General features: G+C 51.4%; 21 protein-coding genes. 12 read left to right on the forward strand and 9 right to left on the reverse strand.

Annotated elements, in window-relative coordinates; translation table 11 throughout:
• The first annotated feature begins 5 nt into the window (after nt 1-5).
• The 5 genes from J5441_06160 to J5441_06180 all read left to right on the forward strand — a co-directional run bounded on the left by J5441_06160 (nt 6) and on the right by J5441_06180 (nt 6,764).
• Nucleotides 6-1,106, forward strand: a complete 1,101-nt coding sequence (locus J5441_06160; protein ID MBO4934731.1) for a restriction endonuclease subunit S — start codon at nt 6-8, stop codon at nt 1,104-1,106.
• A gap of 11 nt (nt 1,107-1,117) precedes the next feature.
• The gene (locus tag J5441_06165; protein ID MBO4934732.1) at nt 1,118-1,522 is read left to right on the forward strand and encodes a hypothetical protein; all 405 of its coding nucleotides are present in this window, start codon (nt 1,118-1,120) and stop codon (nt 1,520-1,522) included.
• Between the two features lie 81 nt (nt 1,523-1,603).
• Nucleotides 1,604-2,827 carry a hypothetical protein gene (locus J5441_06170; protein ID MBO4934733.1) on the forward strand — a complete coding sequence of 408 codons (1,224 nt, stop codon included), beginning with the start codon at nt 1,604-1,606 and terminating at the stop codon, nt 2,825-2,827.
• A gap of 16 nt (nt 2,828-2,843) precedes the next feature.
• Nucleotides 2,844-6,134 (forward strand): DEAD/DEAH box helicase family protein, encoded by a 3,291-nt coding sequence (locus J5441_06175; protein MBO4934734.1) that lies wholly within the window; start codon nt 2,844-2,846, stop codon nt 6,132-6,134.
• Between the two features lie 336 nt (nt 6,135-6,470).
• Nucleotides 6,471-6,764, forward strand: a complete 294-nt coding sequence (locus J5441_06180; GenBank protein MBO4934735.1) for a glutathione S-transferase N-terminal domain-containing protein — start codon at nt 6,471-6,473, stop codon at nt 6,762-6,764.
• 123 nt (nt 6,765-6,887) lie between these two features.
• Here J5441_06180 and J5441_06185 read toward each other — a convergent pair whose 3' ends face one another.
• The gene (locus J5441_06185; GenBank protein MBO4934736.1) at nt 6,888-9,077 is read right to left on the reverse strand and encodes a DEAD/DEAH box helicase; all 2,190 of its coding nucleotides are present in this window, start codon (nt 9,075-9,077) and stop codon (nt 6,888-6,890) included.
• Between the two features lie 205 nt (nt 9,078-9,282).
• Here J5441_06185 and J5441_06190 point away from each other — a divergent pair, with 205 nt between their 5' ends.
• The gene (locus J5441_06190) at nt 9,283-10,701 is read left to right on the forward strand and encodes an aldehyde dehydrogenase family protein (protein MBO4934737.1); all 1,419 of its coding nucleotides are present in this window, start codon (nt 9,283-9,285) and stop codon (nt 10,699-10,701) included.
• On the opposite strand, the gene J5441_06195 is transcribed toward J5441_06190, so the two are convergent.
• Together J5441_06195 and J5441_06200 are read right to left on the reverse strand one after the other, a co-directional pair.
• Nucleotides 10,702-10,974 carry a hypothetical protein gene (locus J5441_06195; protein MBO4934738.1) on the reverse strand — a complete coding sequence of 91 codons (273 nt, stop codon included), beginning with the start codon at nt 10,972-10,974 and terminating at the stop codon, nt 10,702-10,704.
• Nucleotides 10,975-11,172 carry a hypothetical protein gene (locus J5441_06200; protein MBO4934739.1) on the reverse strand — a complete coding sequence of 66 codons (198 nt, stop codon included), beginning with the start codon at nt 11,170-11,172 and terminating at the stop codon, nt 10,975-10,977.
• 143 nt (nt 11,173-11,315) lie between these two features.
• Between J5441_06200 and J5441_06205 the strand changes: the two genes are divergently transcribed.
• A complete protein-coding gene (locus J5441_06205; GenBank protein ID MBO4934740.1) occupies nt 11,316-11,831 on the forward strand; it encodes a DUF4364 family protein in 516 nt (171 codons plus the stop codon).
• On the opposite strand, the gene J5441_06210 is transcribed toward J5441_06205, so the two are convergent.
• Together J5441_06210 and J5441_06215 are read right to left on the reverse strand one after the other, a co-directional pair.
• Nucleotides 11,832-12,215, reverse strand: a complete 384-nt coding sequence (locus J5441_06210) for a DUF4363 family protein (GenBank protein ID MBO4934741.1) — start codon at nt 12,213-12,215, stop codon at nt 11,832-11,834.
• Nucleotides 12,212-12,856 carry a DUF421 domain-containing protein gene (locus J5441_06215; GenBank protein MBO4934742.1) on the reverse strand — a complete coding sequence of 215 codons (645 nt, stop codon included), beginning with the start codon at nt 12,854-12,856 and terminating at the stop codon, nt 12,212-12,214. Before J5441_06215 ends, J5441_06210 begins: the two co-directional genes overlap by 4 nt.
• A 100-nt stretch (nt 12,857-12,956) precedes the next feature.
• Here J5441_06215 and J5441_06220 point away from each other — a divergent pair, with 100 nt between their 5' ends.
• The 3 genes from J5441_06220 to rnhA all read left to right on the forward strand — a co-directional run bounded on the left by J5441_06220 (nt 12,957) and on the right by rnhA (nt 15,213).
• Nucleotides 12,957-13,613: a hypothetical protein gene (locus J5441_06220; protein MBO4934743.1), complete on the forward strand. Its 657-nt coding sequence runs from the start codon at nt 12,957-12,959 to the stop codon at nt 13,611-13,613.
• A gap of 152 nt (nt 13,614-13,765) precedes the next feature.
• A complete protein-coding gene (gene ytvI, locus J5441_06225; protein MBO4934744.1) occupies nt 13,766-14,773 on the forward strand; it encodes a sporulation integral membrane protein YtvI in 1,008 nt (335 codons plus the stop codon).
• On the forward strand, nt 14,770-15,213 hold the full coding sequence (gene rnhA / locus J5441_06230) for a ribonuclease HI (protein MBO4934745.1): 444 nt from the start codon (nt 14,770-14,772) through the stop codon (nt 15,211-15,213). The genes ytvI and rnhA overlap by 4 nt, the downstream gene beginning before the upstream one ends.
• 67 nt (nt 15,214-15,280) lie before the next feature.
• Here the strand turns inward: rnhA and J5441_06235 are convergent, their stop codons facing one another.
• From J5441_06235 to trkA, 4 genes are read right to left on the reverse strand one after another with little or no spacing between them, the layout of a single operon-like run.
• A complete protein-coding gene (locus J5441_06235; protein ID MBO4934746.1) occupies nt 15,281-16,714 on the reverse strand; it encodes a TrkH family potassium uptake protein in 1,434 nt (477 codons plus the stop codon).
• A 52-nt stretch (nt 16,715-16,766) separates the two neighbouring features.
• Complete coding sequence (locus J5441_06240; protein ID MBO4934747.1) at nt 16,767-17,414, reverse strand: TrkA family potassium uptake protein; 648 nt, start codon at nt 17,412-17,414, stop codon at nt 16,767-16,769.
• 22 nt (nt 17,415-17,436) lie between these two features.
• Entirely contained in the window at nt 17,437-18,771 is a 1,335-nt protein-coding gene (locus J5441_06245; GenBank protein ID MBO4934748.1) for a Trk family potassium uptake protein, read from the reverse strand.
• A 41-nt stretch (nt 18,772-18,812) separates the two neighbouring features.
• Nucleotides 18,813-20,171, reverse strand: coding sequence for a Trk system potassium transporter TrkA (gene trkA, locus J5441_06250; protein ID MBO4934749.1), 1,359 nt, complete (start codon nt 20,169-20,171; stop codon nt 18,813-18,815).
• Nucleotides 20,172-20,486: 315 nt separating this feature from the next.
• Between trkA and J5441_06255 the strand changes: the two genes are divergently transcribed.
• Both J5441_06255 and J5441_06260 read left to right on the forward strand, forming a co-directional pair.
• Nucleotides 20,487-21,335 (forward strand): hypothetical protein, encoded by an 849-nt coding sequence (locus tag J5441_06255; protein ID MBO4934750.1) that lies wholly within the window; start codon nt 20,487-20,489, stop codon nt 21,333-21,335.
• Nucleotides 21,336-21,408: 73 nt separating this feature from the next.
• Entirely contained in the window at nt 21,409-22,119 is a 711-nt protein-coding gene (locus J5441_06260; GenBank protein MBO4934751.1) for a hypothetical protein, read from the forward strand.
• The last annotated feature ends 14 nt before the right edge of the window (nt 22,120-22,133 follow it).

The following is a 22,133-nucleotide window of genomic DNA, read 5'->3' on the forward strand; positions in this document are numbered from 1 at the left end:
ATTAGATGAAAGTTAGACTCGGTGAATTAACAAGAATTAGAACTGGAAAGCTTGATGCCAACGCTTCATCGGAAAATGGCGAATATCCGTTTTTTACTTGTTCTAAGGAGCCCTTGCGGATTTCCTCATATTCATATGATTGTGAGTGCATTCTTGTTGCTGGTAATGGCGATCTAAATGTCAAATACTATAACGGAAAGTTTGACGCATACCAAAGAACATACATAATTGAGGATAATGGAAGCGACAGACTATATTTGCCTTATCTGTTTTATTTTATGGATGGATATGTGGAGGAACTGCGCAAGTTATCTATTGGCGGAGTAATCAAATATATAAAACTCGGAAATCTGACAGATGCTCTAATCGAGCTTCCCAATATTGAAAAGCAAAAGGAAATAGTGGGCATTTTGAGAAAGGCAAAATCCATTGTTGACGCACGTCAGCGCGAACTCTCAACCCTCGATAATCTCATCAAAGCCCGATTTGTCGAGATGTTTGGGGATCCTATGACTAATCCCAAAGAATATCCAATCAAAACAATTTCTGAGTTATTTGATGTCGGTTCCAGCAAACGGGTTTTTGAATCCGAATGGCGTGAAAAAGGCGTTCCTTTTTACAGGGCGAGGGAGATTGTTAAATTAGCAAAAGAGGGGTTCGTTAACAATGAGCTCTATATTGATGTAGAGCTATACGAAAAATATAAAACAAAATATGGAGTCCCCAAACCCGGAGATATTATGGTTACTGGCGTTGGGACATTAGGCGTTTGCTATATAGTCCAACCGCATGATAAGTTCTATTTCAAGGATGGAAACACCTTGTGGTTCAAAAACAGAGGCGTATGTAGTGAGAGATTTATTGTAGAACAATACAAAACGGATTTTGTTCGCAACCAAATTGAAGCAAACGCAAATGTTTCTACTGTCGGAACTTATACGATAACCAATGCCAATAATACAAAAGTCTTAGTCCCGTCTTTGGAGGAGCAACTGGCATTCAATTCTTTCGTCGCACAAGTAGACAAATCAAAATTTGCTGTTCAAAAGGCGCTTGATGAAGCGCAGTTGCTGTTTGACAGCTTAATGCAAAAATACTTTGGATGAGGTGGTTTAATATGGAGTTTAAAGATTTAGCACCATGGATTGCAATTACTATAACTTTAGCATTGTCAATTCTTGTTCCGTTGTTTACTCAAATTGCAAATAATTGTCACCAAAGAAAACTACAGCAAGAAAAATTCATTTATGAAGAAAGGCAGAAGAGAATAAACGCATATGAATACTTTTTGTCAGAAGTAGGCGCCGCAGTAACCGCGACGGCTTATCAAGATAAAGAAAACTTCTCAAAAGCCGGCAGCGCAATTCATAAGTTGTATGCCTATGCTCCTATAGAATGGTACGATTATTTAGATACATTGACTGAATGCGTTGCAAAACTGGATTGGAATAATGCCAGACCTTTACTTCAAAAACTAGCGAAGTTGGTTAAAGCTGAGTTGAATAGAGAATGGCACAGGTGATTAATAAGTAACTATCGTTTAATAGTTGGACGGTAGTTAGATGACTTGAAATAAGGAAGATATAGATTAAAGAGGTATATGATGGAAGTTTTAATGATAGGAAACGGCTTTGATTTGAGCTGCAACCTGCCGACTACATATTTATGTTTCTTGTGGTCCGTTAGTTGTATAGTGAATTTTGTAACAAAACATGGCGGTTTAGGTTTAATAAGTTATTTGCCAGAGATTAGTATTTATGACGTGCTTAGTAATATACAAGGCATTTGCCCTGAAGCCAAAAACAGTCTTGATGCATATGAAGAGGTGTACAAAAAAGTTATTATTCAAAAAGAGTCCATATGGAAGTTTGCAAAAATATGTGAAGAGAATTGTTGGTGGCATTATTTCTATCATAAGGGTTTTATGAATATTAACTGGATTGATTTTGAGCAAGAGATTAAAACAGTATTGGATGTGTTTGAAGACTTCTTTGAGAAGAATAAAGAAGAGAAACCTGAAAAGTATTATTATGATACATTATTAGACGATGTGTCAAAACAGTATTTATGCTATTTCGATTTCTTTTATGATGTGGATAGTAAAACAGGCATTAGGATTTGCAAGAAATACATTAAACGACATCCAATTGATAGCACGAAAATTATAATAGACAGAGAGCAAATAATTACAGAGCTTTATAAAGATTTGGGTGGTTTTATAAGTATAATGCGGGAGTACTTTAAAGTTTTTGTCGACGAAACATTAGATGAAATCAAAGCGAGCGGTAATTTTAGGTGCAATGAGGAGTTCGCGAAGGTTGATATGGTAATATCATTTAATTACACAAACGCTATGGAAAAACTCTATGACATATCAAATGTTGCTCATATTCACGGCAAGATTGATGGTGATATAGTGCTTGGTGTTGACCCGGACGAAAAGGATGAGAAGGATGGCGATACCACATTTATACCATTCAAAAAGTATTATCAAAGAGTTGTGAAAAAAACGGATCTAGATTATTTGGAGAGAATACAAAGCATAATGAAACAGGACTATCCTGCTTATAGTACGCGACTGAGGATATTTGGGCACTCATTAGATAAAACAGACGGAGACATAATTGAAGAACTTTTTGGTGTTGCTAATGAAATCACTGTTTATTATCATAAAGAGGAAGATGAGCCAAAATTCTTACGGAATCTCGTTAGAATACTAGGGAAGGAAAAACTCGATGAGATACGTTTGAATAAGAAACTGGAATTTAAGAACATAAGCGAGTTAAAGGTGAGGGAAGAGAAGAGTAGAGTTTCAATTCAATTTTAAAATATTGGAGGTCTCTATGACCAACTTTGATTTCTTAAAAACAGACAGTCGTTTCGACGGATTCGCCGACGCGGCGATCGCCGCCGAGAAGCTGCTGCATATAGACGTTGACTCCTGCGTTACAAACTGCCGCAGGGCGATGGAATTCGCGGTCAAATGGATGTATTCCGTTGACAGCGAGCTGTCAATGCCTTATCAGGATACTCTCGTTTCTCTGATGAACGATGAGAAGTTCCGCGCTATCGTCGGCGATGATATCTGGAAGCGCATGGACTTCGTCCGCAAGCTCGGCAACGCCGTTATGCACGGCGGCAGGAAGATCACGCCGGAGCAGGCGGAGCTTTGCATAGAGAATCTGTTTTATTTTCTCGATGAGGTCGCCTATTTCTACTCGGACGAGTATTCGGGGCGCGAGTTCGATAAGTCGCTGCTTGCGCCGGTTCCGGAAGCGCCGCAACCCGCGCCGGAGCGGGATATCGACCTTGCCGCGCTGATCGAGGAGAACAAGGCGATGAAGGCGGAGCTTTCCGCCCGCCGCGAAATGCAGCAGCAGACCTACGTTCCGAAGCCGCTGGAACTTTCCGAGTATAAGACGCGCAAGGTGTATATCGACTTTATGCTTCAAGACACCGGCTGGATCGAGGGCAGGGACTGGCTCAATGAGGTCGAGCTTTACGGCATGCCCAACGAGTCCGGCGTCGGCTACGCCGATTACGTGCTTTACGGCGACGACGGCAAGGCGCTCGCAGTGCTTGAGGCGAAGCGCACCTGCGTCGACGTCGCGAAGGGGCGCCAGCAGGCGAAGCTTTACGCCGATCTGCTCGAGAAGAAGTACGGCCGCCGCCCTGTGATATTCCTTTCCAACGGGTTCGATACGCGCATACAGGACAACCTCTATCCCGAGCGCAAGGTCGCGTCGGTCTATTCCAAACGCGACCTCGAGAAGCTGTTTAACCTGCAGACTATGCGGACAAGCCTAAAGCATGTGATGGTCAACAGGGATATCGCGGGACGCTATTACCAGGAGGGCGCCATCAAAGCCGTCTGCGACGCTTTCGATAATAAAAACCGCCGCAAAGCGCTGCTCGTTATGGCGACCGGTTCCGGCAAGACGCGGACGGTCATAGGGCTTTGCGACGTTCTTTTGCAGCGCGGCTGGGTGAAGAATATCCTCTTCCTCGCCGACCGCACCTCGCTCGTTACGCAGGCGAAGCGCAGTTTTGTCAATCTGCTGCCGGATCTTTCTGCGACGAATCTCTGCGAGGAGAAGGATAACTTCACGGCGCACTGCGTTTTTTCGACCTATCAGACGATGATGAACGTCATCGATACCGCGAAGGACGAGAAGGGCAAGCTTTTCACCGTCGGGCATTTCGACCTCGTCATTTGCGATGAGGCGCACCGCTCGATTTATAACAAGTATCGCGATATCTTCACTTATTTCGACGCGCCTCTCGTTGGTCTTACCGCTACGCCGAAGGACGAGATAGATAAGAATACGTACGAAATTTTCGAGCTCGAAAACGGCGTTCCGACTTACGGCTACGAACTCGCGCAGGCGGTGCGGGACGGTTATCTCGTCGATTTCATGTCGGTCGAAACGCGGCTGAAGTTCATCGAGCAGGGCATCGTTTACGACGAGCTTTCCGACGAGGATAAGGAAGCGTATGAAAACCTTTTCGTCGACGAGAACGGCGAGCTGCCGGAGAGTATTTCTTCTACGGCGCTGAACGAGTGGCTTTTCAACGAGGATACTATCCGCGAGGCGCTGCGCGTGCTTATGGATAACGGCTTGAAAATAGACTATGGCTCAAAGCTCGGCAAGACCATCATATTCGCTAAGAACCATTACCATGCGGAGAAGATCCTTGAGGTTTTCGGCAGAGAGTATCCGCATCTGCCCGGATTCGCTAAAGTCATAGATAACTATATGACTTATTCGCAGAGCGCGATAGACGAGTTTTCTGATCCGAAGAAATTGCCGCAAATCGCGATTTCCGTTGATATGCTTGATACCGGCATCGACGTGCCGGAAGTCCTGAACCTCGTCTTTTTCAAGAAGGTCATGAGCAAGGCGAAGTTCTGGCAGATGATCGGGCGCGGAACCCGTCTCTGTCCCGCGCTCGTGGACGGGAAGGATAAGGAGAAGTTTTATATCTTCGATTTCTGCGGTAACTTCGAGTTTTTCCGCATGAACAAAGGCAGACCGACGGCGGCTACGACGGCGATTCAGGGCGCGATATTCTGCCTGAAGGCGCAGATCGCTTTCAAGTTGCAGGATCTGTCTTACCAGACCGACGAGCTTATCGGGTTCCGCAAGTCGCTCGTTGACGATATGGTCGGTAAGGTCAGGGAATTGAATAGGGAAAACTTCGCCGTTCGCCAACACCTGAAGTTTGTCGAGCTTTATTCCGTTCCGGATAACTACCGGACGCTGACGTATGAGGATACTCTGTTGATGAAGCAGGAACTCGCGCCGCTGATTATTCCCGATGAGGACGACGTAAAAGCCCTTCGCTTCGACGCGCTTATGTACGGTATCGAACTAGCGTACCTCGCCGGCAGGGGCTTCGAGCGCTACCGGAAAGACCTCATAAAAAAGGTCGCGGCAGTAGCGAACGTTGCGAATATTCCGGAGATCATGGCGCAGTCTGATTTGATTGACAGGATTCTTCACACTGATTACATTGACAATGCCGGAATTAACGAGTTTGAGTATATCCGCGATAGTCTTCGCGACTTGATGAAGTATATCCCGGTAAACAGGATTCTGTATGATACCGATTTTAACGACGATATACTGTCAATAGATTGGAATGAAGCGAAGCTCGAGAACGACGATTTGAAGAACTACAAAGCCAAGGCGGAGTTTTATATCCGTCAGCATCAGGACAACGCCTCGATTGCCAAACTGAAAAGCAATCAGCCGCTGACTGCTGAAGACGTCAAGGCCCTGGAGGCGATTCTCTGGAGCGAAGTCGGCACCAGGGAGGAGTATGAAGCGGAGTACGGGCAGAAGCCGCTGGGCGAGCTTGTCCGCGAAGTCGTCGGACTCGATATGAGTGCGGCGAAAGAAGCGTTCGCCGAGTATCTGAACGACGTTAATCTTGATAGCAGGCAGATATATTTCGTCAACCAGATTGTCGAGTATATCGTGCATAACGGTTTGATGAAGGATCTGTCGGTTCTGCAGGAGCCGCCGTTTACCGATCAGGGCAGTATCGTTGAGGTGTTCACGGATATTTCGGTTTGGGCAGGGATAAGAAAAGCGATAGAACGCGTCAACACAAACGCCGTCGCGGCTTAGTCGTGTGAATTAATAACTCCGTTAATAGATTCTTGCTGTGGCGGGAGTTGGGCAGGCGGCGAAGATGATAGATATTTAAACAATTATCAAGGTGTCCGGAGTTCGAATCTCCGATGGGTCACCACCTAAAACGCCCGCGAAGCCTTTATTATGCGGCTTCGCGGGCTTTTTTGCGCTTGTTTTTACAAGCGCAAAAGACCGATTTTACGCAAAAATACGCAAAAAACCGCCCGTTTTCGGCAAAAGATAAAAAAGTTGTAATTATAAATACTGTCTTGATAAATGTCAAGTTTTCTGATAACATAGACACAAGAAGATAGATATGTCAAAAAACGGATGGGGAGCGTGAGGACGTTGAAATTGACGGTGTTTTATCTTGATGGCTGCCCGTATTGCCGTAAGGCAAGGGAAGCCGTCCTTGAACTGAAGTCGGAAAACCCGTCTTTCGAGAAAGTCGATATCGAATGGATCGAAGAAAATGCCAACCCGGAAATTGCGGATGCCTATGATTACTACCGCGTGCCCAGTATCTTTTCGGGAGACGAAAAACTGTATGAATGCAGTCCGGGCACCGATTATTCAGAGATCAAGCAGCAGTTTGAGCGAGCGATGCAATCGGCGGCCGAATGATCCGAAATTTGAACGGCCTTATAAACCGTTCGTTTATTGGGTTTCAGTCAAGTGTACGGAGGTCGAATCTCCGAACGAAAACACAAAAAAGCCCCGCCGCGGCGGGGCTTTTTTGTGTGTATGTTACTGCTGCGCTTTCGCTTTTGATATCTTCTCGTATTCCGCGTCGACCATCGCGTTGTAGTCGCTGTCGGTGAGTTTCAGGCTTTCCTGACCGCTGACTGACTCCGCGGCGAAACTGTCGAACATCCTTTGTTTTTCTTTAAGTATATTGACGATCTGCTCGTCTACGGTGTTGGCGCAGAGCAGCCGGTAGACCATAACTTTGTTTATCTGTCCCATTCTGAAAGCCCTGCCGATTGCCTGGCTTTCGAGCGACGGCTTGAGCTGCGGCTCGCAGAAGACGATGACGCTCGCCGCCTGGATATTCAAGCCGGTGCCGCCCGCCTGTATCTGCGCGAGAAGCACCGCGCCGGTCTCGCAGTTGGTGAAATCGTCGATGATCTTTTGCCTGTTTTCCGCGGAAACGCTGCCGTCGATGGGGCCGAAGACGGGCGCGTCGACGACCTCCTTCGCCGCGGCGATCGTGCTGATAAAGAAGGAGAAGACGATGACCTTGCGTCCCTCGCTGACCGCCTGCTCGCAAAGGTCGCGGAGAAGGTCCGCCTTCGAGGAATCACCGATATCGGCGGCGCTCCACGAAACGCGCCGCATATCCATAAAGTTCTTGCTCATGACGGAAGCGCAGTACGCCTCCGACTCCGAGTCGTTCAGCTCGCACCACATTTCCTTTTCGACCTTTTCGGGCAGCTCGTCGAGCACGTCCTCTTTCGTGCGGCGGAAGTAGACGGACGAGATCGCCTGTCTGAAGAGGAGCGCGTGTTCAAGCGTGGCGTATTTCGAAGCCTCCTGTTCGACCTCCGGTTTCAGCGATTTAATGAGGAAGCACATCTCGCCGACGTTGTTCTCGAGCGACGTGCCGGTCATGAACAGAACTCTGTCGGTGTGCGCGCGGAGCCGAAGGACCGAAACGGTGCGGTTTGCGGACGGATTCTTTATGTAATGGGCTTCGTCAACCACTAGCATCGAGTAATGTAAACCTTCCTCGAGGTCGATTTTGTTCGCGGTTTCATAGGTCGTTACGCCGACTCCGCCTTCATTTTGCCACTTTTCGAGGTTTTCAAAAAGGTCTTTCCCATGCAGTCCGACGACGTCGAGTGAGCTGTGCTTGTTTATTTCGCGGCACCAGTTGACGAAGACGCTGGCGGGGCAGACGACGAGGAAGCGCGCCTTTTCTTCGGCGGAGTTCTCGATCGCGGTCATTGCGGCGATCGCCTGGACGGTCTTGCCGAGTCCCATATCGTCGCCGAGCAGGACGGCGCCCTGGTTGATTATATACTGAACGCCGAAATACTGATACGCTCTGAGCGTGCATTTCAGCCCGGTCAGGTCGAGCGGTACGCTTTCGATTGCGACGGCGAGCTCGTTAGGCAGGCCGTTCCTCTCGATGATATCGCGGTACTTGCGGCGCGTCGCCGAAGCTTCGCCCTGCTTTCTGCCGCTCAGAATGGCGTCGAGCGTTGAGTAGAAGCCGGCGGCGTTCCGCGCGAAACTGCTCCAGTACTCGTCGTGCTGCGCCTTGAGTATGCGGTTTCTGCCGCTTATCAGCTCGCTTATTTCGTTACCGTACTCGCCTGCGGTGTAGAAATCGACCTTTTGCAGGTATTCGCCGACACGCCGCTTTGTTTCTGCGGAGCTGAAAAGCCAGCTTATGCGGTTAGAAGCGGGACGCGTGTCTTTCAACGCCTGAGAAATATCGACGTGATTGCTTTTATAAACCGCGCTCGCTGCGTCGCTGTTCTGCTTCAACTCGCGTGAAAGATAGAGCGCGCGTATCAGCGCTTCCTGCTTTGCGGATTTGTTGTTCGGGTCGATGCGCAGGCGGGTGGAGGCGTTTACGTCTTTAACTATCTGCCGGACGCTGCGGACAATCCCGTCCGCGCTCTTGCCGCCGACGCCCTTGATGCGGGTAAGGGAAGAGGCGCTCGCGTCCTTGAGTTGATAAACGCTCTTGTATCCGACTTTTTTGAGCGCGGATACTCTGATGCCGGAAGCGTATTCGTTCAGCCGTTCAATCGGAGTTTCCCACAGCGCGAGCGCGCGGAGCTCCTCGAGATACTCCTCCGCGGCTTGCGCGGCCTCTTTTTCTATACGCGAATCAACGCCGATAAGCGCTTTGAGCTGCTTCTCGGCTTCGACAAGCGCTCTGCGTCTGCCGTGCGCGGATTTATACGTAACGGTGTTTTCGCTCATAATTCTCTCCCGAAAGAGTATTCGCCATATTATAGCATATTTCGGCGGCGTACGCCGCATTTTTTTGAATTTGTTTATAATCCGTTTGTTTTGATTGCAAATGTGACGGGTTAGATTACACAGCGCTTGAAATATCGAGTAGGATATGTTATAATACAATATATAATACAATATATATTTGACCGCATCGGGAGGGGTGAATGACATGGCTTATACGCAGGAAAGGATAAGCGGGATAGTAGCCGCGCAGCGCAAATACTTCCGCGGCGGCGAAACACTCGACGTCAAGTGGCGTATCGAGCAGCTGAAAAAGCTCAAGCAAGCCGTGATAGACCATAAAGACGCGCTTCTGGCCGCGCTTCACGAAGACCTCGGCAGAAGCCCTGTCGAGGCGTACCTGTGCGACGTCGGGCCCGTTATCGTCGAAATCAACGAGATCATACGCGGAGTGAAAAAGTGGGCGAAGCCCGAAAAACATTTCAGCGGTCTTATGTGCTTCCCGAGCACGCGCACGACGGTGTATAAAATGCCTTACGGCGTTTCGCTGATAATCAGCCCGTTCAACTTCCCGATACTGCTGACGCTCGGCGTGCTCGCGGCGAGTATCGCCGGCGGCAACACCGCCGTCGTCAAGGCGAGCTCAAAGTCCGCGGCGAGCACAAAGGCGCTGCAGAAGCTCATTGCCGACACCTTCCCCGAGAACTACATCACCCTTATTGACGGCGGACACGACGTTGCGGATATGTGCCTCGCAGAACGCTTTGACAAGATATTCTATACCGGTTCGCCCGCGGTCGCGAAGCACGTGCTTTCCGCCGCGGCGCAGAACCTCACGTCCGTCGCGCTCGAGCTCGGCGGCGAAACGGGCAACTGGTGCGTCGTGCGCAAAGACGCCGACCTGAAGGACGCCGCGCGCAAGATCGCCTTCTTCAAGCTCTGCAACGCGGGGCAGATCTGCATTAACGTCAACCAGATCGCCGTCGCCGAAGAGGTCGCCGACGAGTTCCTCGCGGAGCTCAAAAAAGAATTCGTCCGCCAGATAGGCGAGAAGGCGGAGGATAATCCCGACTACCCGAAGCTCATCACGGACGCCGTCTATGACAAGTGCGTGCGGCTTACCGAAGAATACGCCGGCAGAATCGTTTTCGGCGGCACGGGAAATAAAGAAGCGCGCCGGTTTTCACCGACGCTTATCTACCCCGTGAAGCCCGACGAGGATATCGTGCGGCACGAGCTGTTCTGCCCGCTGCTGCCGGTCGTTCCGTTCAAGGATGCCGAGGTTGACGGGATTATGGATATAATCGCGGAGCGCGAGCATCCGCTTTCCATGTACGTTTTCACTTCGGATAAGAAGTGGGCGAATAAGGTCATGTCGACTCAGCAGTACGGCGGCGGTTGTATCAACGAAGTGTGTACTCATATGATGGTCAAGGGCGTGCCGTTCAACGGCACCGGGCATTCCGGTATGGGCGCCTACCACGGGGAGTGGGGCTTCCGCGAGTTCACGCATCCCTCGACCGTGCTGACGGGTAAAACGCACTTCAACATTCCGCTCCGCGAACACCCGTATTCGGGCAAAGAAGGGGAGAAGAAGATGAAGCTGCTCAGGAAGCTGGAGAAGTGATCACAGCAGTATTTCCGCCGCGACGACTGCGAACGTGCCCGGCGCGCCGAGCAGGAACGACGCCGAAAGACTTATCGCGTTGAGTCCGACTGAAATGCCGGTCAGCCCCGCCGCGAGATTGAACGCGCAGAGCAGGGAAAGACCACCGAGTCCTCCCGCGAAGAAGCGCCGCTTTTTCGAGCCGCCCGCGGCGGTGAGAAAAAACGACAGCGCAAACAGTGCCGAAGCGCCGACGACAGTCCAAAACGTGTTCATAAATATGTCCTTTCCCATTCAGCTCGCCTTGCGGCGCGCCTTGTCCATCAGAGCGCCGTATTTGCTTTCCGCGGCGCAGAGAAGAAAGATTATCTCGTCCATTCTTTCGGGATCGTTTTCGTAATCGAACCGGCAATACAGCCGCGCCAGTTCGTTTTTCGCTTCCTCGATTTCATCGAAGAGAGAAGGCTCGGATTCAACCGCGTTTTTCTGCATGGTTACCACCCTTTTTGTAAAAGATATTGCACGAGTACGGAAAATATACCCGCGCAATGATATTTTTGCCTCCTTTGGTGAAACTTATGCCGGCGCAGTTGACAGACGGGATATGATTTGTTAAAATATGGTTGGTGATAAATATGAGAGTTGAACCCGGCGGACTCAGCAATATCAACGACGTAAAAATCCTGATTTGCCGCGTCCTGAATGAACTTGACAACCCTATAGCGATGTCGGATCTTACCGACGGAATGCTCACGGACGGCTACGTCAATTACTTTGATTACGCGATAGCCGTCAACGACCTGTGCGAAAACGGCCACGTCCGCAAGGAGACCGAGGACGGCAGGATAGTGTTTTACATAACCGAGGACGGCAAAAACGCGGACCGTCTGCTCGGAGCGAGTCTTCCGCTTGCCGTATGTGAAAAAGTATACGCCGCCGTGCTCGCCGCGAGAAGCGGCGGCAGGGCGATCTGCACGATAGAGCCGCATGAGCTGGGATGCTTCGTCCGTATGCGCTTCATTCTCGGGGGCAGGGAGCTTTTCAACGTCAAACTTGAGGCGGGCGACGAGATGACCGCCGAGGATATGAAGCGCAACTTCCTGAAAAATCCTCACGACGTTTATATTTCGCTTGTCAAACTGATAAAGTGATCAGAGTATATTTCGCAGCAGCGGCGTTTCGCTTTCGGTGATATGCGCCAGCATCGCTTTCAGCATACGCAGTTCGCCTATAATACCGCTTTTGTCCCGGCATTGAGCAAATCCTTTCATTTGCTCGATGCCGATTCTTATGTCGTGCATTTCCTCGTGCCGTACGAAAAGCAGATAATACGGCTCGCGATCGTCCCAGAAGTCGCCGAACTCTTCAAGCGTCCGCAGACAGGCGGCGTAGTCCTCGCTCATCGCCGCGCTCTCCGCTCTTTCTATAAAAGCGCCGGCGTCCGCCTCGGTACGGCGCAGAAAGAAGAGACACGCGAGGCTTGAACCTATTATTATCGCAAGCAGGACGGGAACGGCTATCGCAATACGCTTCATTTCGCATCTCTCCCGACTATATCGAATTTTCCGTCGCCGAGGCTGAAACAGTAAAACACGTCGCCGAGGGCGAAGTTTTCGGCGTTCAACGCGGCCGTAAGTTCGTTTTTTCCGACTCCGGCCGCTTTCAGTTCGTTTATATCAATTTTTCCGTCGCTGACGACCATTCTCGGCAGCGTTTTCGGCGGCGGCGCGGAGGCGTCCGCCGGAATGACGCTGATCTTTCCGTCAGTTTCCACTATAGCGAAAGCGACGTCCGAGAACAAGGCGCAGCCGCAGTTGCGTACCTCCCCGAGCAGGTCGTCGAGAGTGAAACGCAGACGAAGCAGGTTATTCTGCACGACCGTACCGTTATCGATAACGACTATCGGCGAGCCGAGCGCGCGGCGTCGGAATCCCGCCGAACGCAGACTTATCGCCGAAACGGCGAGCTCGCAAATAACGAGCGTGATAAGCGGTATCAACCCCTGCATAAGCGGTATTCCCGTGTTTGTTATCGGTATCGCCGCAAGGTCGGAGATAATTATGGTGATGATCAGCTCGCCGGGCTGAAGATCTCCGAGCTGGCGTTTTCCCATCAGCCGCATCGCGAGCATGAGCAGTACGTATATCGTTATTGTGCGTATAAAAGAAACGAGCATTATTCCGCCTCCTTTAGCGTATTTTTCCCGCGCGAACGCCTCAATTATTCGGAAACAAGCCGCTTTTCGCTTCATAAAATGAGGTGGGGAGGGCGAGATTATGAAAAAACGCCGTAGGCGCTTGAGGATCATACTCTGCGCGGCGCTGGTAATCGCGGCGCTGTTGATCATTCGCGCGCGTATGCGCCCGTACGTCGCGGCGCTGGTCGAAATGGAGGGAAGACGTCTCGGCTCGGATGCGATAACGCGCGGCGTCGTTCGCGTTTTTGCGGAGAATAAGCCTGAGTACGGCGACGTCGTTTCGGTTGCGTACGCAGCCGACGGCAAGGCGGTGTCGCTCCGCGCCGACGCGGCTAAGCTGAACGCGCTTCGCCTCGCGGTGGGAGAGGCCGTCGCGGACGAACTCGGAGAGAGGCCTGCCGCGAGCGTGAGGATGTCGCTGGGAAGCCTGGCGGGCGAGCTGTTCGCGGGCAGGGGTATTACCGTAACGGTCCGGCTCGATTCCGTCGGCACGGTCGACGTGGATTTCGAGAGCGAGTTCCTATCGGCGGGCATCAACCAGACGCTTCACCGCATCACTATGAAGGTCGTCGTCACCTTCACGCTGCTCGCCGCAACCTACCGCGTCGACACGCAGTCGACCTGCGCTTTCAATCTTGCGGAAACCGTCATTGTCGGAGGAGTTCCGGAGAACTATACGGATATAGGATTCGTGACCGAAGACGATTACGGGCGCATGAATAACCGCCTGCCTTAAAAATAACACCCAAGTTTTGACAATTTTTTATTGTAATTACTCAAAATGGCGTGTATAATATAAAAGTGAAAGGATGTGAACGCATGACTTCGCTGGCTGAAAACCGAAAAGTCAAGTTCTTGATCAATATCGCATTTATCGCGGTTTGCGTTGTGCTGGCATATTTCGGGCTGCGCTATCTGCCGGGATTGTTTATGCCGTTCATATTCGCGTTTTTCATAGTGCTTATCACCAATCCGCTTGTTAACTTCTGCGAACGAAAGCTGAAGATACCGAGAAAGATAGGCGGTCCGATCATAGTCATTCTCGCGATTGGGCTTATCGTATTGCTTTTCTACTTCGTTATAACGGTCGTTCTCAGCGAGGCTTCTGATCTCGTAAAGGACGTCAGCCGGCTGTTGAACAGCATGCCGGAAAAGTGGGAAAAAGTGATCGCGTCCTACGAATCGTTCCTTGACAGGATAGGTCTTCCCGCCGTACTGCGTGACGCTTTCGACTTTAACAAGCTTGTTTCGAATATGACGAAATCCCTGTCGGAGACGCTTGACGTGCAGAATATCGTTTCAGGCATAGTATCCAACGCGTCGTCGTTCCTGTTCGGATTCTTCATCATGGTAGTCGCGACGGTGCTGCTCAGCGCGGACTACGTTCGTATAAGAGCGTTCGTGATGCGGCAGCTTTCGCCGCGGTATCAGAAAACGATGCTGAACGTCAAGGTGTTCATGAAGACGACGGTCTGGGGATACATCAAGACTTATGCGATAATCTTCGCGTTCTACTTTGTCGCCATGGTGGCGTTGTTCCTGATACTGAAGGTGGATCACGCGGTGCTTATTTCTTTCCTTATCGCGCTCGTCGATCTGCTGCCGGTATTGGGCTTGGGGATCGTTTTTATCCCGTGGTCAATAATCAGCATTATCGGCGGTGACGTCTGGTTCGGTATCGCGCTGATAATCGCTTACGTCGTGCTGACGTTCGTCAGAAATCTCATCGAGCCGAAGCTGATCGGCAAGCAGGTCGGAATTCATCCGTTCGTCGCTCTGCTCGCGCTCTATCTCGGGCTTGAACTTTTCGGAGTTATCGGCGTGTTCGTGCTGCCGCTGTCGGTAATACTGCTTAAGAGCGAGCACGACGCGGGAAGACTGCACATATGGAAATGACGCGTCCGCACGTTGAGATTTTCACCGACGGCGCCTGCTCCGGAAATCCGGGCGCGGGCGGATGGGGAGCGATCCTCCGCCATAACGGCAGGGAAAAGGAACTCGCCGGCGGCGAAAAGGAAACGACGAACAACCGCATGGAGCTGACCGCCGTCATTGAGGCGCTCTCCGCGCTGAAAAAACCGTGCAGGGTAACGCTTACGACGGATTCGCAGTACGTTGCCAACGCCATTGAACAGCGATGGGTCTACGCCTGGCAGGCGAAGAACTGGCGCAAAGCGGACGGGAAACCGGCGCTGAACGTCGACCTCTGGCAAAAGCTGCTCCCGCTTCTCGAAACGCACGACGTCGCTTTCGTCTGGATCCGCGGTCACAACGGCCACCCCGAAAACGAGCGGTGCGACGCTCTTGCGGTCGCGGAAACAGCTAAACTGAAATGACCGCGCCCTGATTCAAAGCATAAAACAACGCCCTAATCCCGAGGGCGTTTTGTCATATGCGCCGTAATTATTTCTTCCACGTTGCCCGCGAAAGGCCGATAATCAGGGGGAATATCTCCAATCTTCCGAGCATCATCATTGCTGAGAGAACTATCTTCGAGAACGCCGAATAATTCGCGTAGCAGGACTGCGTTCCGAAGAACGGGCCGATGTTGTTGAAGCAGGAAATAGTCGCCGTCAGATTCGTTTCGAATCCGAAACGCTCCCACGAGATAAGCAGGAAAGCCGTTACCAGACAAAGAACGTAAAACGCGAGGTAAACCGTTACGCTCTTCTGCGTCGCTTCGTCGACGTCTTTTTCCTCGAATTTTATCGCGCTGATCGAACGCGGATGAAGCATATGCTTGACTTCGCGCGTTATCTGCTTGAAAATCAGAATGACGCGCGAGACCTTCAATCCGCCGGCGGTCGAGCCGGCGCAGCTTCCGATACACATCAGCGTGAGCAGGATGCCCTTTGAAAGTGACGGCCACGCGTTCATATCCGTCGTCGTGTAACCGGTGGTGGTGATTATCGACGACACCGAGAATGCCGAGTCTTTGATCGCTTCGCCGAGCGTGGCGTACATCGAGCTGACGTTCCAGGTGATTATCGCGGCGCCGATGACGAATAAGGAAAGATAGAGCCGCAGCTCAGAACTCCTGAACACGGTGCGGAACTTGCGCATCAGCAGCAGGAAATAGAGGTTGAAATTTACGCCGAACACCAGCATAAATACCGTGATGACTATCTGCGAATACGTGCTGTACGCGCCTATCGAAGCGTTCTTTATACTGAAGCCGCCGGTGCCCGCGGTTCCGAACGTGTGGACGAGCGCCTCGAAAAGATTCATATCGCCCGCCCAGAGAAACGCGACTTCGGTAAGCGTGAGCGCTATGTAGATATAATAGAGGATCTTCGCGGTGTCGCGGGCCTTCGGCACGAGCTTGCCAACGGCGTGACCCGGCATTTCGGCGCGCATCAGGTGTATCGAGCGGTCGGAAACGTTGCGTACGACCGCCATGAGGAGCACTATAACGCCCATACCGCCGAGCCAGTGGGTGAAGCTTCGCCAGAAATGCATCCCGTGCGAGAGCGTTTCGACGTCCTCGAGGATGGAGGCGCCGGTAGTCGTAAAACCGCTGACCGTTTCAAAAAACGCGTTGACGTAGTTCGGTATGGCGCCGCTGATGACGAAGGGGAGAGCGCCTATGGCTGACATACCTATCCAGCTCAGCGCCGCGATTGCGAAACCCTCTTTCGCGTATATGACGTGGTTTTTAGATCTGAATATCAAAAGCAGCAGAAGGCCGAGCAGCGCGGCTCCCGCCGAAACGGCGATAAAAGACTGCATTGACTTCTGTTCGCCGTATATCAGCGATACGACGGCGGGGAACAGAAGACACACCGCGCATGCGAGCGACATTCTGCCGAGGGTATTGAATACCATTTTGCGATTCATAAACGAACGCACCTCAAAACCGTTTTCGCGTTCAGCGAAAGCGTATTATAGCTTAGATCTTGAAACACTTCTGCAGCGCCTTGCGGTCGCCGAGGACGAGCATCGTCTTGTGCTCGTCGAGGAGGGTCTCCGGCGTGACCGAAAGTTTCATATCGCCGTTCTCTTTGACGGCGAGAATGTTGATTCCGTACTTTTTGCGGATGTCGATCTGACCGACGGATTTGCCGATCCAGTCTTTCGGAACCGTGACTTCGAATATGGCGTGTCCTTCGTCAAGGCGTATGTAGTCGAGGATGTGATCTGAGGAGTAGCGTATAGCAGCCCATTCGGCGATCTGTTTCTCGGGGTTGATGACTTCATCCGCGCCGTTGCGCAGCAGGAACTTCGCCTGCACCTCTCTGTCGGCGCGGGAAACGACGAGTTTGCCGCCCAGCTCTTTGAGCAGGGAGGTCGTTTCGAGCGAGCTCTGGAAGTCGTTGCCTATAGCGACGATGCAGACGTCGAAGTTGTTTACGCCGAGCGATTCGAGGAACATTTCGTTCGTGCTGTCGCCGATCTGCGCGTCGGTGACGAAGGGGAGAACGGCGTTCACGCGCTCCTCGTCGCGATCGATCGCGAGCACCTCGTGTCCGAGATCGCTGAGTTGTTTCGCGACCAGGCGGCCGAAATTACTGAGGCCTATCAACAGGATTGATTTCATAATAACATCTCCTTATTCTCGATCAGCCGACGCTGATCCTTCCGACCGGACGCTGTGAAACGTCTCCGCCTTTGCTGTTGACGGCGGCGTACATCAGCGTCAAACCGCCCACGCGCCCGAAGAACATCAGCAGTATAAGAATCATATGCGACGCAAAACTGAGCGCGGGCGTTATTCCGAGCGTCAGGCCGACCGTACCGATTGCCGACGCGGTTTCAAAAATACAACTGCCGAGCGGCAGACCGTCGATAAAACTGATCGCCGCGGCTCCGGTAAGTGCGAGGAACAAATACATTATCAGCAGCGCGGCGGCGCTTTTGACCGTGCTGTCCTCGATGCGCCTGCCGAACATCTCAGGGCTTTTCTTTCTGCGGAAGACCGAAAACGAGCTTGAGCAGAGGACGGCAAGCGTAGTGGTTTTCATACCGCCGGCGGTCGAACCGGGCGAGCCGCCGATGATCATGAGGACGATGATGAGCATACGTCCGGCGCTCGTGAGCGCGGTAAGGTCCGCGGTGTTGAAGCCCGCGGTCCTCGGCGTTATCGCCTGGAAAAGCGACAGACAAATGCGGTCGCCCATCGGATGATCGGCGTATTCGCCGAAAAACAGCATCACGGCGGGAATTAGTATAAGCAGTCCGGAGGTGACGAGCACGACCTTTGTCTGCGTTCTGTATCTCTTGAAGTGATGCTTATGCGTGTAAATATCGTCCCACGTCAGGAAGCCGATGCCGCCTATGATTATCAGCAGCGACAGCGGAATGACTACGCCGGGATTGCTTCCGAACGACGTCAGCGAAGAGAACTGTCCGGTCCGCGCTCCCATAATATCGAAACCGGCGTTGCAGAAAGCGGAGATCGAATGGAAGAACGACATCCATATGCCCGCGGCGCCGTACTGCGAGCAGAAGCTCGGCAGCAGCACCAGCGCGCCGGAAACCTCGAATATCAGCGCGGCTTTGAAGATAAAGCTCGTCATCCTTACGATGCCGCCTATCTGGTGCGCGGAAATGCTGTCCTGTAGCATGCTGCGCTGGAGAAGGGAGATCTTCCTGCCGGAGATCGTAGCGATAAACGCGGCGACGGATATGACGCCGAGTCCGCCTATCTGTATCAGCACGAGGATAACGCCCTGCCCGAAAGGCGACCAGAAACTCGCGGTGTCCTGAGTAACGAGTCCGGTGACGCATGCGGCGGATGTGGAGGTGAAGAGCGCGTCTTCAAAGCGCGCGCCGCCTTCGCCGTTCGTCGCTATGGGAAGCGTCAGCAGGGCGGTCCCGACGAGGATCAGGCATATAAACCCGAATATGATGATTTGGAAGGAAGACGGTTTCTTTTTGAATAACCCTCCGCTCATAACGGTACTCCGATCATAAAGAACTGTTCATCCGCCGCGTGCTACGCGAGGATGTCCGAAAGGTCGAAAAGCTTCTTGCCGGAAACGATAACGACGACTCTGTCGCCGGAAAGGATCATATCGTCGCCGGTGGGGATCATCGCTTTGCGCCCTTTGATTATGCCGGCGATGAGGACGCCGGGCTTCAGCTTCAAATCCTTGAGCGCGGTCTTGACGCCCTTGAAATCGGGGCTGACCTTGAACTCGACCGCCTCGACGCTGCCGTCCATCAGCTTATAAAGCGTCTCGACGTTGCTGCCGAGGGAGTTTTGCAGCGCGCGTGCGTAGCGCGAAACTATATCCGAAACGATGCGCTTGGGTGAGATGACGCTGTCGAGCCCGAGGTTCTGCGCCATCGCGTAAAGCTCGTCGCGGTTGACTTTGGAAACGACCTTCGGCACGTTGCGCGAGCCGGCGAAAATTGAGATGAGTATATTTTCCTCGTCCATGCCGGTCAGCGCGAGGAACGCGTCTACGCGGTCGATGCCTTCTTCGATGAGAAGCTCCTGCTCGGCTCCGTCGCCGACGATCATCGTGGCGGCCGGCAGCTTGGAGGAGAATTCGCGGCAGCGTTTCTCATCCTTGTCGATGACCGTGACGTTGCTTCCGCCGGAGAGCAGACGTTTCGCGAGGTAGAAGGAGATTCGGCTCGCGCCGAGTATAAGACTGCTTCGCGTCTGGCGGCTGACGACGTCCATCATCTTCAGAAGTTTGATTATTTCGGCGGGCGGCGCGGTCAGGCCGATCCTGTCGCCGCTCTGAAGAACGAAGCTGCCGTCGGGGATATAGACCTTGCCTTCGCGCTGGACGGCGCAGATAAGGAACTTCGCCGGGAACTTGCGGCGAAGGTCATAGAGTGCGACGCCGTCGAGAGGGGAGCCCGCCTTCAGCTTCAGCTCGACCATTTCGAGGTTGCCGCCGGAGAAGGTCTCGACGTTGACCGCGGCGGGGAGCTTGAGTATTCTGAAGATTTCCTGCGCGGCGAGCCAGTCGGGATTGATCGAAGCGGCGAGGCCGAGGTGCTGGCGGACGAAGATCATGCTTTTGTCGTTGTATTCGGGGTTGCGGATACGCGCGATGGTGTGCTTTGCGCCCATGCGCTGGGCGAAAAAGCAGCTGAGCATATTCGTTTCGTCGGAGCCGGCGACGGATACGAAAAGCTCCGCCTTTTCAACGCCGGCTTCGGTAAGAGTCTCGAAGTCCGTGCCGTTTCCGCAGACGGAAATAACGTCGTATATATTGCCTATGTTTTCGGTGACGGCGGGATCCATGTCGACAGCGACGACGTCGTGTCCTTCGGCGACGAGGCTGGAAATGATAGCCGTGCCGATCTTGCCGCAGCCGACGATGATAATTCTCAATCGTATCACTCTCTTTCACAACGATACCGGAATTATACCACAGGTATCCGAATAATTCAAGTGAAATAATTATTAGGAAAAACAAACGCCGTATTTATGCGTCGAAACGGCTTTGATAATACCCGAAACGCCGCGAAAAGTTACAAAAGAGTTACAAAAACGCCTTAAAAGTAACAAAAAGGTTACAAAACTGTAACTAATTTGTAACCGTTTTTTTCCTTTTTTCGTGATATAATATAACTGTGATCGGAAAAGGACGCCTTATTACTCGTATTTCGTTTATTATGATCCGAATTCGTCAAGGAGGGAACGACAGTGAAAAAGCTTATGGCGATCATCCTCATTTTCGCGCTTGCGGCGCCGCTTCTTACCGCCTGCGCGAAGACGCCGGAAACGACGTCAAGCTCGTCCGGCTCGTCTTCGGAGCAGGAAAACGCGCTTACCGCAGATGAATACTTCGCGGTTCCTGTTGAGTTTGACAGAATTAATCCACCTACTGAACTGCTCTACTATCCCGAAAATGCAGACGAAACCGTCCCTGTAGTTCTTTTGTCAGGAAGGAGTAAATCTGCTACTCAAAACACTCATGGAGTTGCGGTCAACGGGAATAAGCTTGAAATTATTAATGGAGATAACACAAGAGTGATCTATACAGGTAATTTTATTTGTCGTAAATCCGATGATAATAATGATGATGCTATTTATTCTTATTGGCATACGATAAGGATTGTTGGTGACATAATTATTTTTACAGCCGTTGTTGAAGATGGGTTTGAAATTAGATACGCGTATATTTATGACGGGGATAGCCGATTAGCAGCAAAAACCACTGAAGAACCTTATGATGCTTGGGCGGTTTCGAATCACGAGTTTGTATGGTCTATTGATAACAAAGATTACGCTCGTGTATATCACGAAAAGAAAGAAAACCACCCAAAAGACCAGGATTACATATTCGATATTGATGAAAACACAGAAACATGGGAGATTAACCAAAAGCAATGGGAGTTTCAAGAAATATATAAAGTTTATCCGGCCGAAAGCCATTATATTGATGTTATATCCGGTGCTACCGTTTCGGCGGGCATCCAGACCGGATCTGATATGGAGCTCTTCACTCCATATTACTCGCGTTGGTGGCTCGATTATTTGCCCGAAGAGTGATTCTGATTTGCCAAGTATCCGCTTTAATGTGTATATTGTTAGTTTGCGATGATCCGAAATGGAGGGCAAGTAAATGAAGAAACTGTTATCGATTATCCTTGTTTTCGCGCTTGCGGCGCCGCTTCTTACCGCCTGCGCCAAGCCGAGCGACGCTCAAAGCGAAACCGGCGAAAGCTCTTCGCATGGCGGGAACGCGCTTCCGTTCGATCCGACTGTTCCGCAGAACGTTGACAGCGGGACCTACAACTATTATATCTACGACGGCAGCGAAACTCTGAAAGAATGGCTGGGCGGCTTCGGCATTTTAGGTTATTTCTACAGGATTACCAACTCGTCAAGAGTTGCCGAAAGAATACTCGACAGACCTATCAGAGAGTTCGGCGGCTTTGGTACGGAGTTCGTTGTTATAACGAAGGACTGCAAGCTCATTCGCTTTCCGAATATCGCCGACGTGCCTGAAGGCAAAATCACCTATCTCGGAGACGTTCCCGCTGACGCGTCTTGTTTCGCAACGAACGGCAAGGCAGCGTGTTATATGGCGGGAGAAGAACTCGTCGGCGTTTCCGTTGACGACGGCTCTGAAGTGTTCAGGCAGAAGTTTGACGGATTGAAGCAGATATATTTCGGCGATAGCGTCGGGATTGTTTGCCGGACGGACGAGCGATATTACGTTTATGATACCGAAAAACGGCAGATCGTATTCACGGGCGTTAAGTTAAGCGAACAGACATGGGAAAATGAGGCAGTTTACGAATTGGATAAATACTTTGGTAAAGCCGATTAACGATACTCGCTTCC

The sequence above is a fragment of the Clostridia bacterium genome (genome assembly GCA_017620395.1).
GTDB lineage: Bacteria > Bacillota > Clostridia > Oscillospirales > RGIG8002 > RGIG8002.

What these genes read in the sequence shown, in the direction of transcription:
- J5441_06205 (MBO4934740.1), top strand. Translation starts at nt 11,316, where the DNA reads ATGAGAGTTGAACCCGGCGGACTCAGCAATATCAACGACGTAAAAATC.
- J5441_06240 (MBO4934747.1), bottom strand. Translation starts at nt 17,414, where the DNA reads ATGAAATCAATCCTGTTGATAGGCCTCAGTAATTTCGGCCGCCTGGTC.
- J5441_06245 (MBO4934748.1), bottom strand. Translation starts at nt 18,771, where the DNA reads ATGAGCGGAGGGTTATTCAAAAAGAAACCGTCTTCCTTCCAAATCATC.
- J5441_06165 (MBO4934732.1), top strand. Translation starts at nt 1,118, where the DNA reads ATGGAGTTTAAAGATTTAGCACCATGGATTGCAATTACTATAACTTTA.
- J5441_06175 (MBO4934734.1), top strand. Translation starts at nt 2,844, where the DNA reads ATGACCAACTTTGATTTCTTAAAAACAGACAGTCGTTTCGACGGATTC.
- J5441_06220 (MBO4934743.1), top strand. Translation starts at nt 12,957, where the DNA reads ATGAAAAAACGCCGTAGGCGCTTGAGGATCATACTCTGCGCGGCGCTG.
- J5441_06215 (MBO4934742.1), bottom strand. Translation starts at nt 12,856, where the DNA reads ATGCTCGTTTCTTTTATACGCACAATAACGATATACGTACTGCTCATG.
- J5441_06260 (MBO4934751.1), top strand. Translation starts at nt 21,409, where the DNA reads ATGAAGAAACTGTTATCGATTATCCTTGTTTTCGCGCTTGCGGCGCCG.
- J5441_06160 (MBO4934731.1), top strand. Translation starts at nt 6, where the DNA reads ATGAAAGTTAGACTCGGTGAATTAACAAGAATTAGAACTGGAAAGCTT.
- J5441_06235 (MBO4934746.1), bottom strand. Translation starts at nt 16,714, where the DNA reads ATGAATCGCAAAATGGTATTCAATACCCTCGGCAGAATGTCGCTCGCA.
- J5441_06190 (MBO4934737.1), top strand. Translation starts at nt 9,283, where the DNA reads ATGGCTTATACGCAGGAAAGGATAAGCGGGATAGTAGCCGCGCAGCGC.
- rnhA (MBO4934745.1), top strand. Translation starts at nt 14,770, where the DNA reads ATGACGCGTCCGCACGTTGAGATTTTCACCGACGGCGCCTGCTCCGGA.
- J5441_06210 (MBO4934741.1), bottom strand. Translation starts at nt 12,215, where the DNA reads ATGAAGCGTATTGCGATAGCCGTTCCCGTCCTGCTTGCGATAATAATA.
- J5441_06200 (MBO4934739.1), bottom strand. Translation starts at nt 11,172, where the DNA reads ATGCAGAAAAACGCGGTTGAATCCGAGCCTTCTCTCTTCGATGAAATC.
- J5441_06180 (MBO4934735.1), top strand. Translation starts at nt 6,471, where the DNA reads ATGGGGAGCGTGAGGACGTTGAAATTGACGGTGTTTTATCTTGATGGC.
- J5441_06195 (MBO4934738.1), bottom strand. Translation starts at nt 10,974, where the DNA reads ATGGGAAAGGACATATTTATGAACACGTTTTGGACTGTCGTCGGCGCT.
- J5441_06185 (MBO4934736.1), bottom strand. Translation starts at nt 9,077, where the DNA reads ATGAGCGAAAACACCGTTACGTATAAATCCGCGCACGGCAGACGCAGA.
- J5441_06170 (MBO4934733.1), top strand. Translation starts at nt 1,604, where the DNA reads ATGGAAGTTTTAATGATAGGAAACGGCTTTGATTTGAGCTGCAACCTG.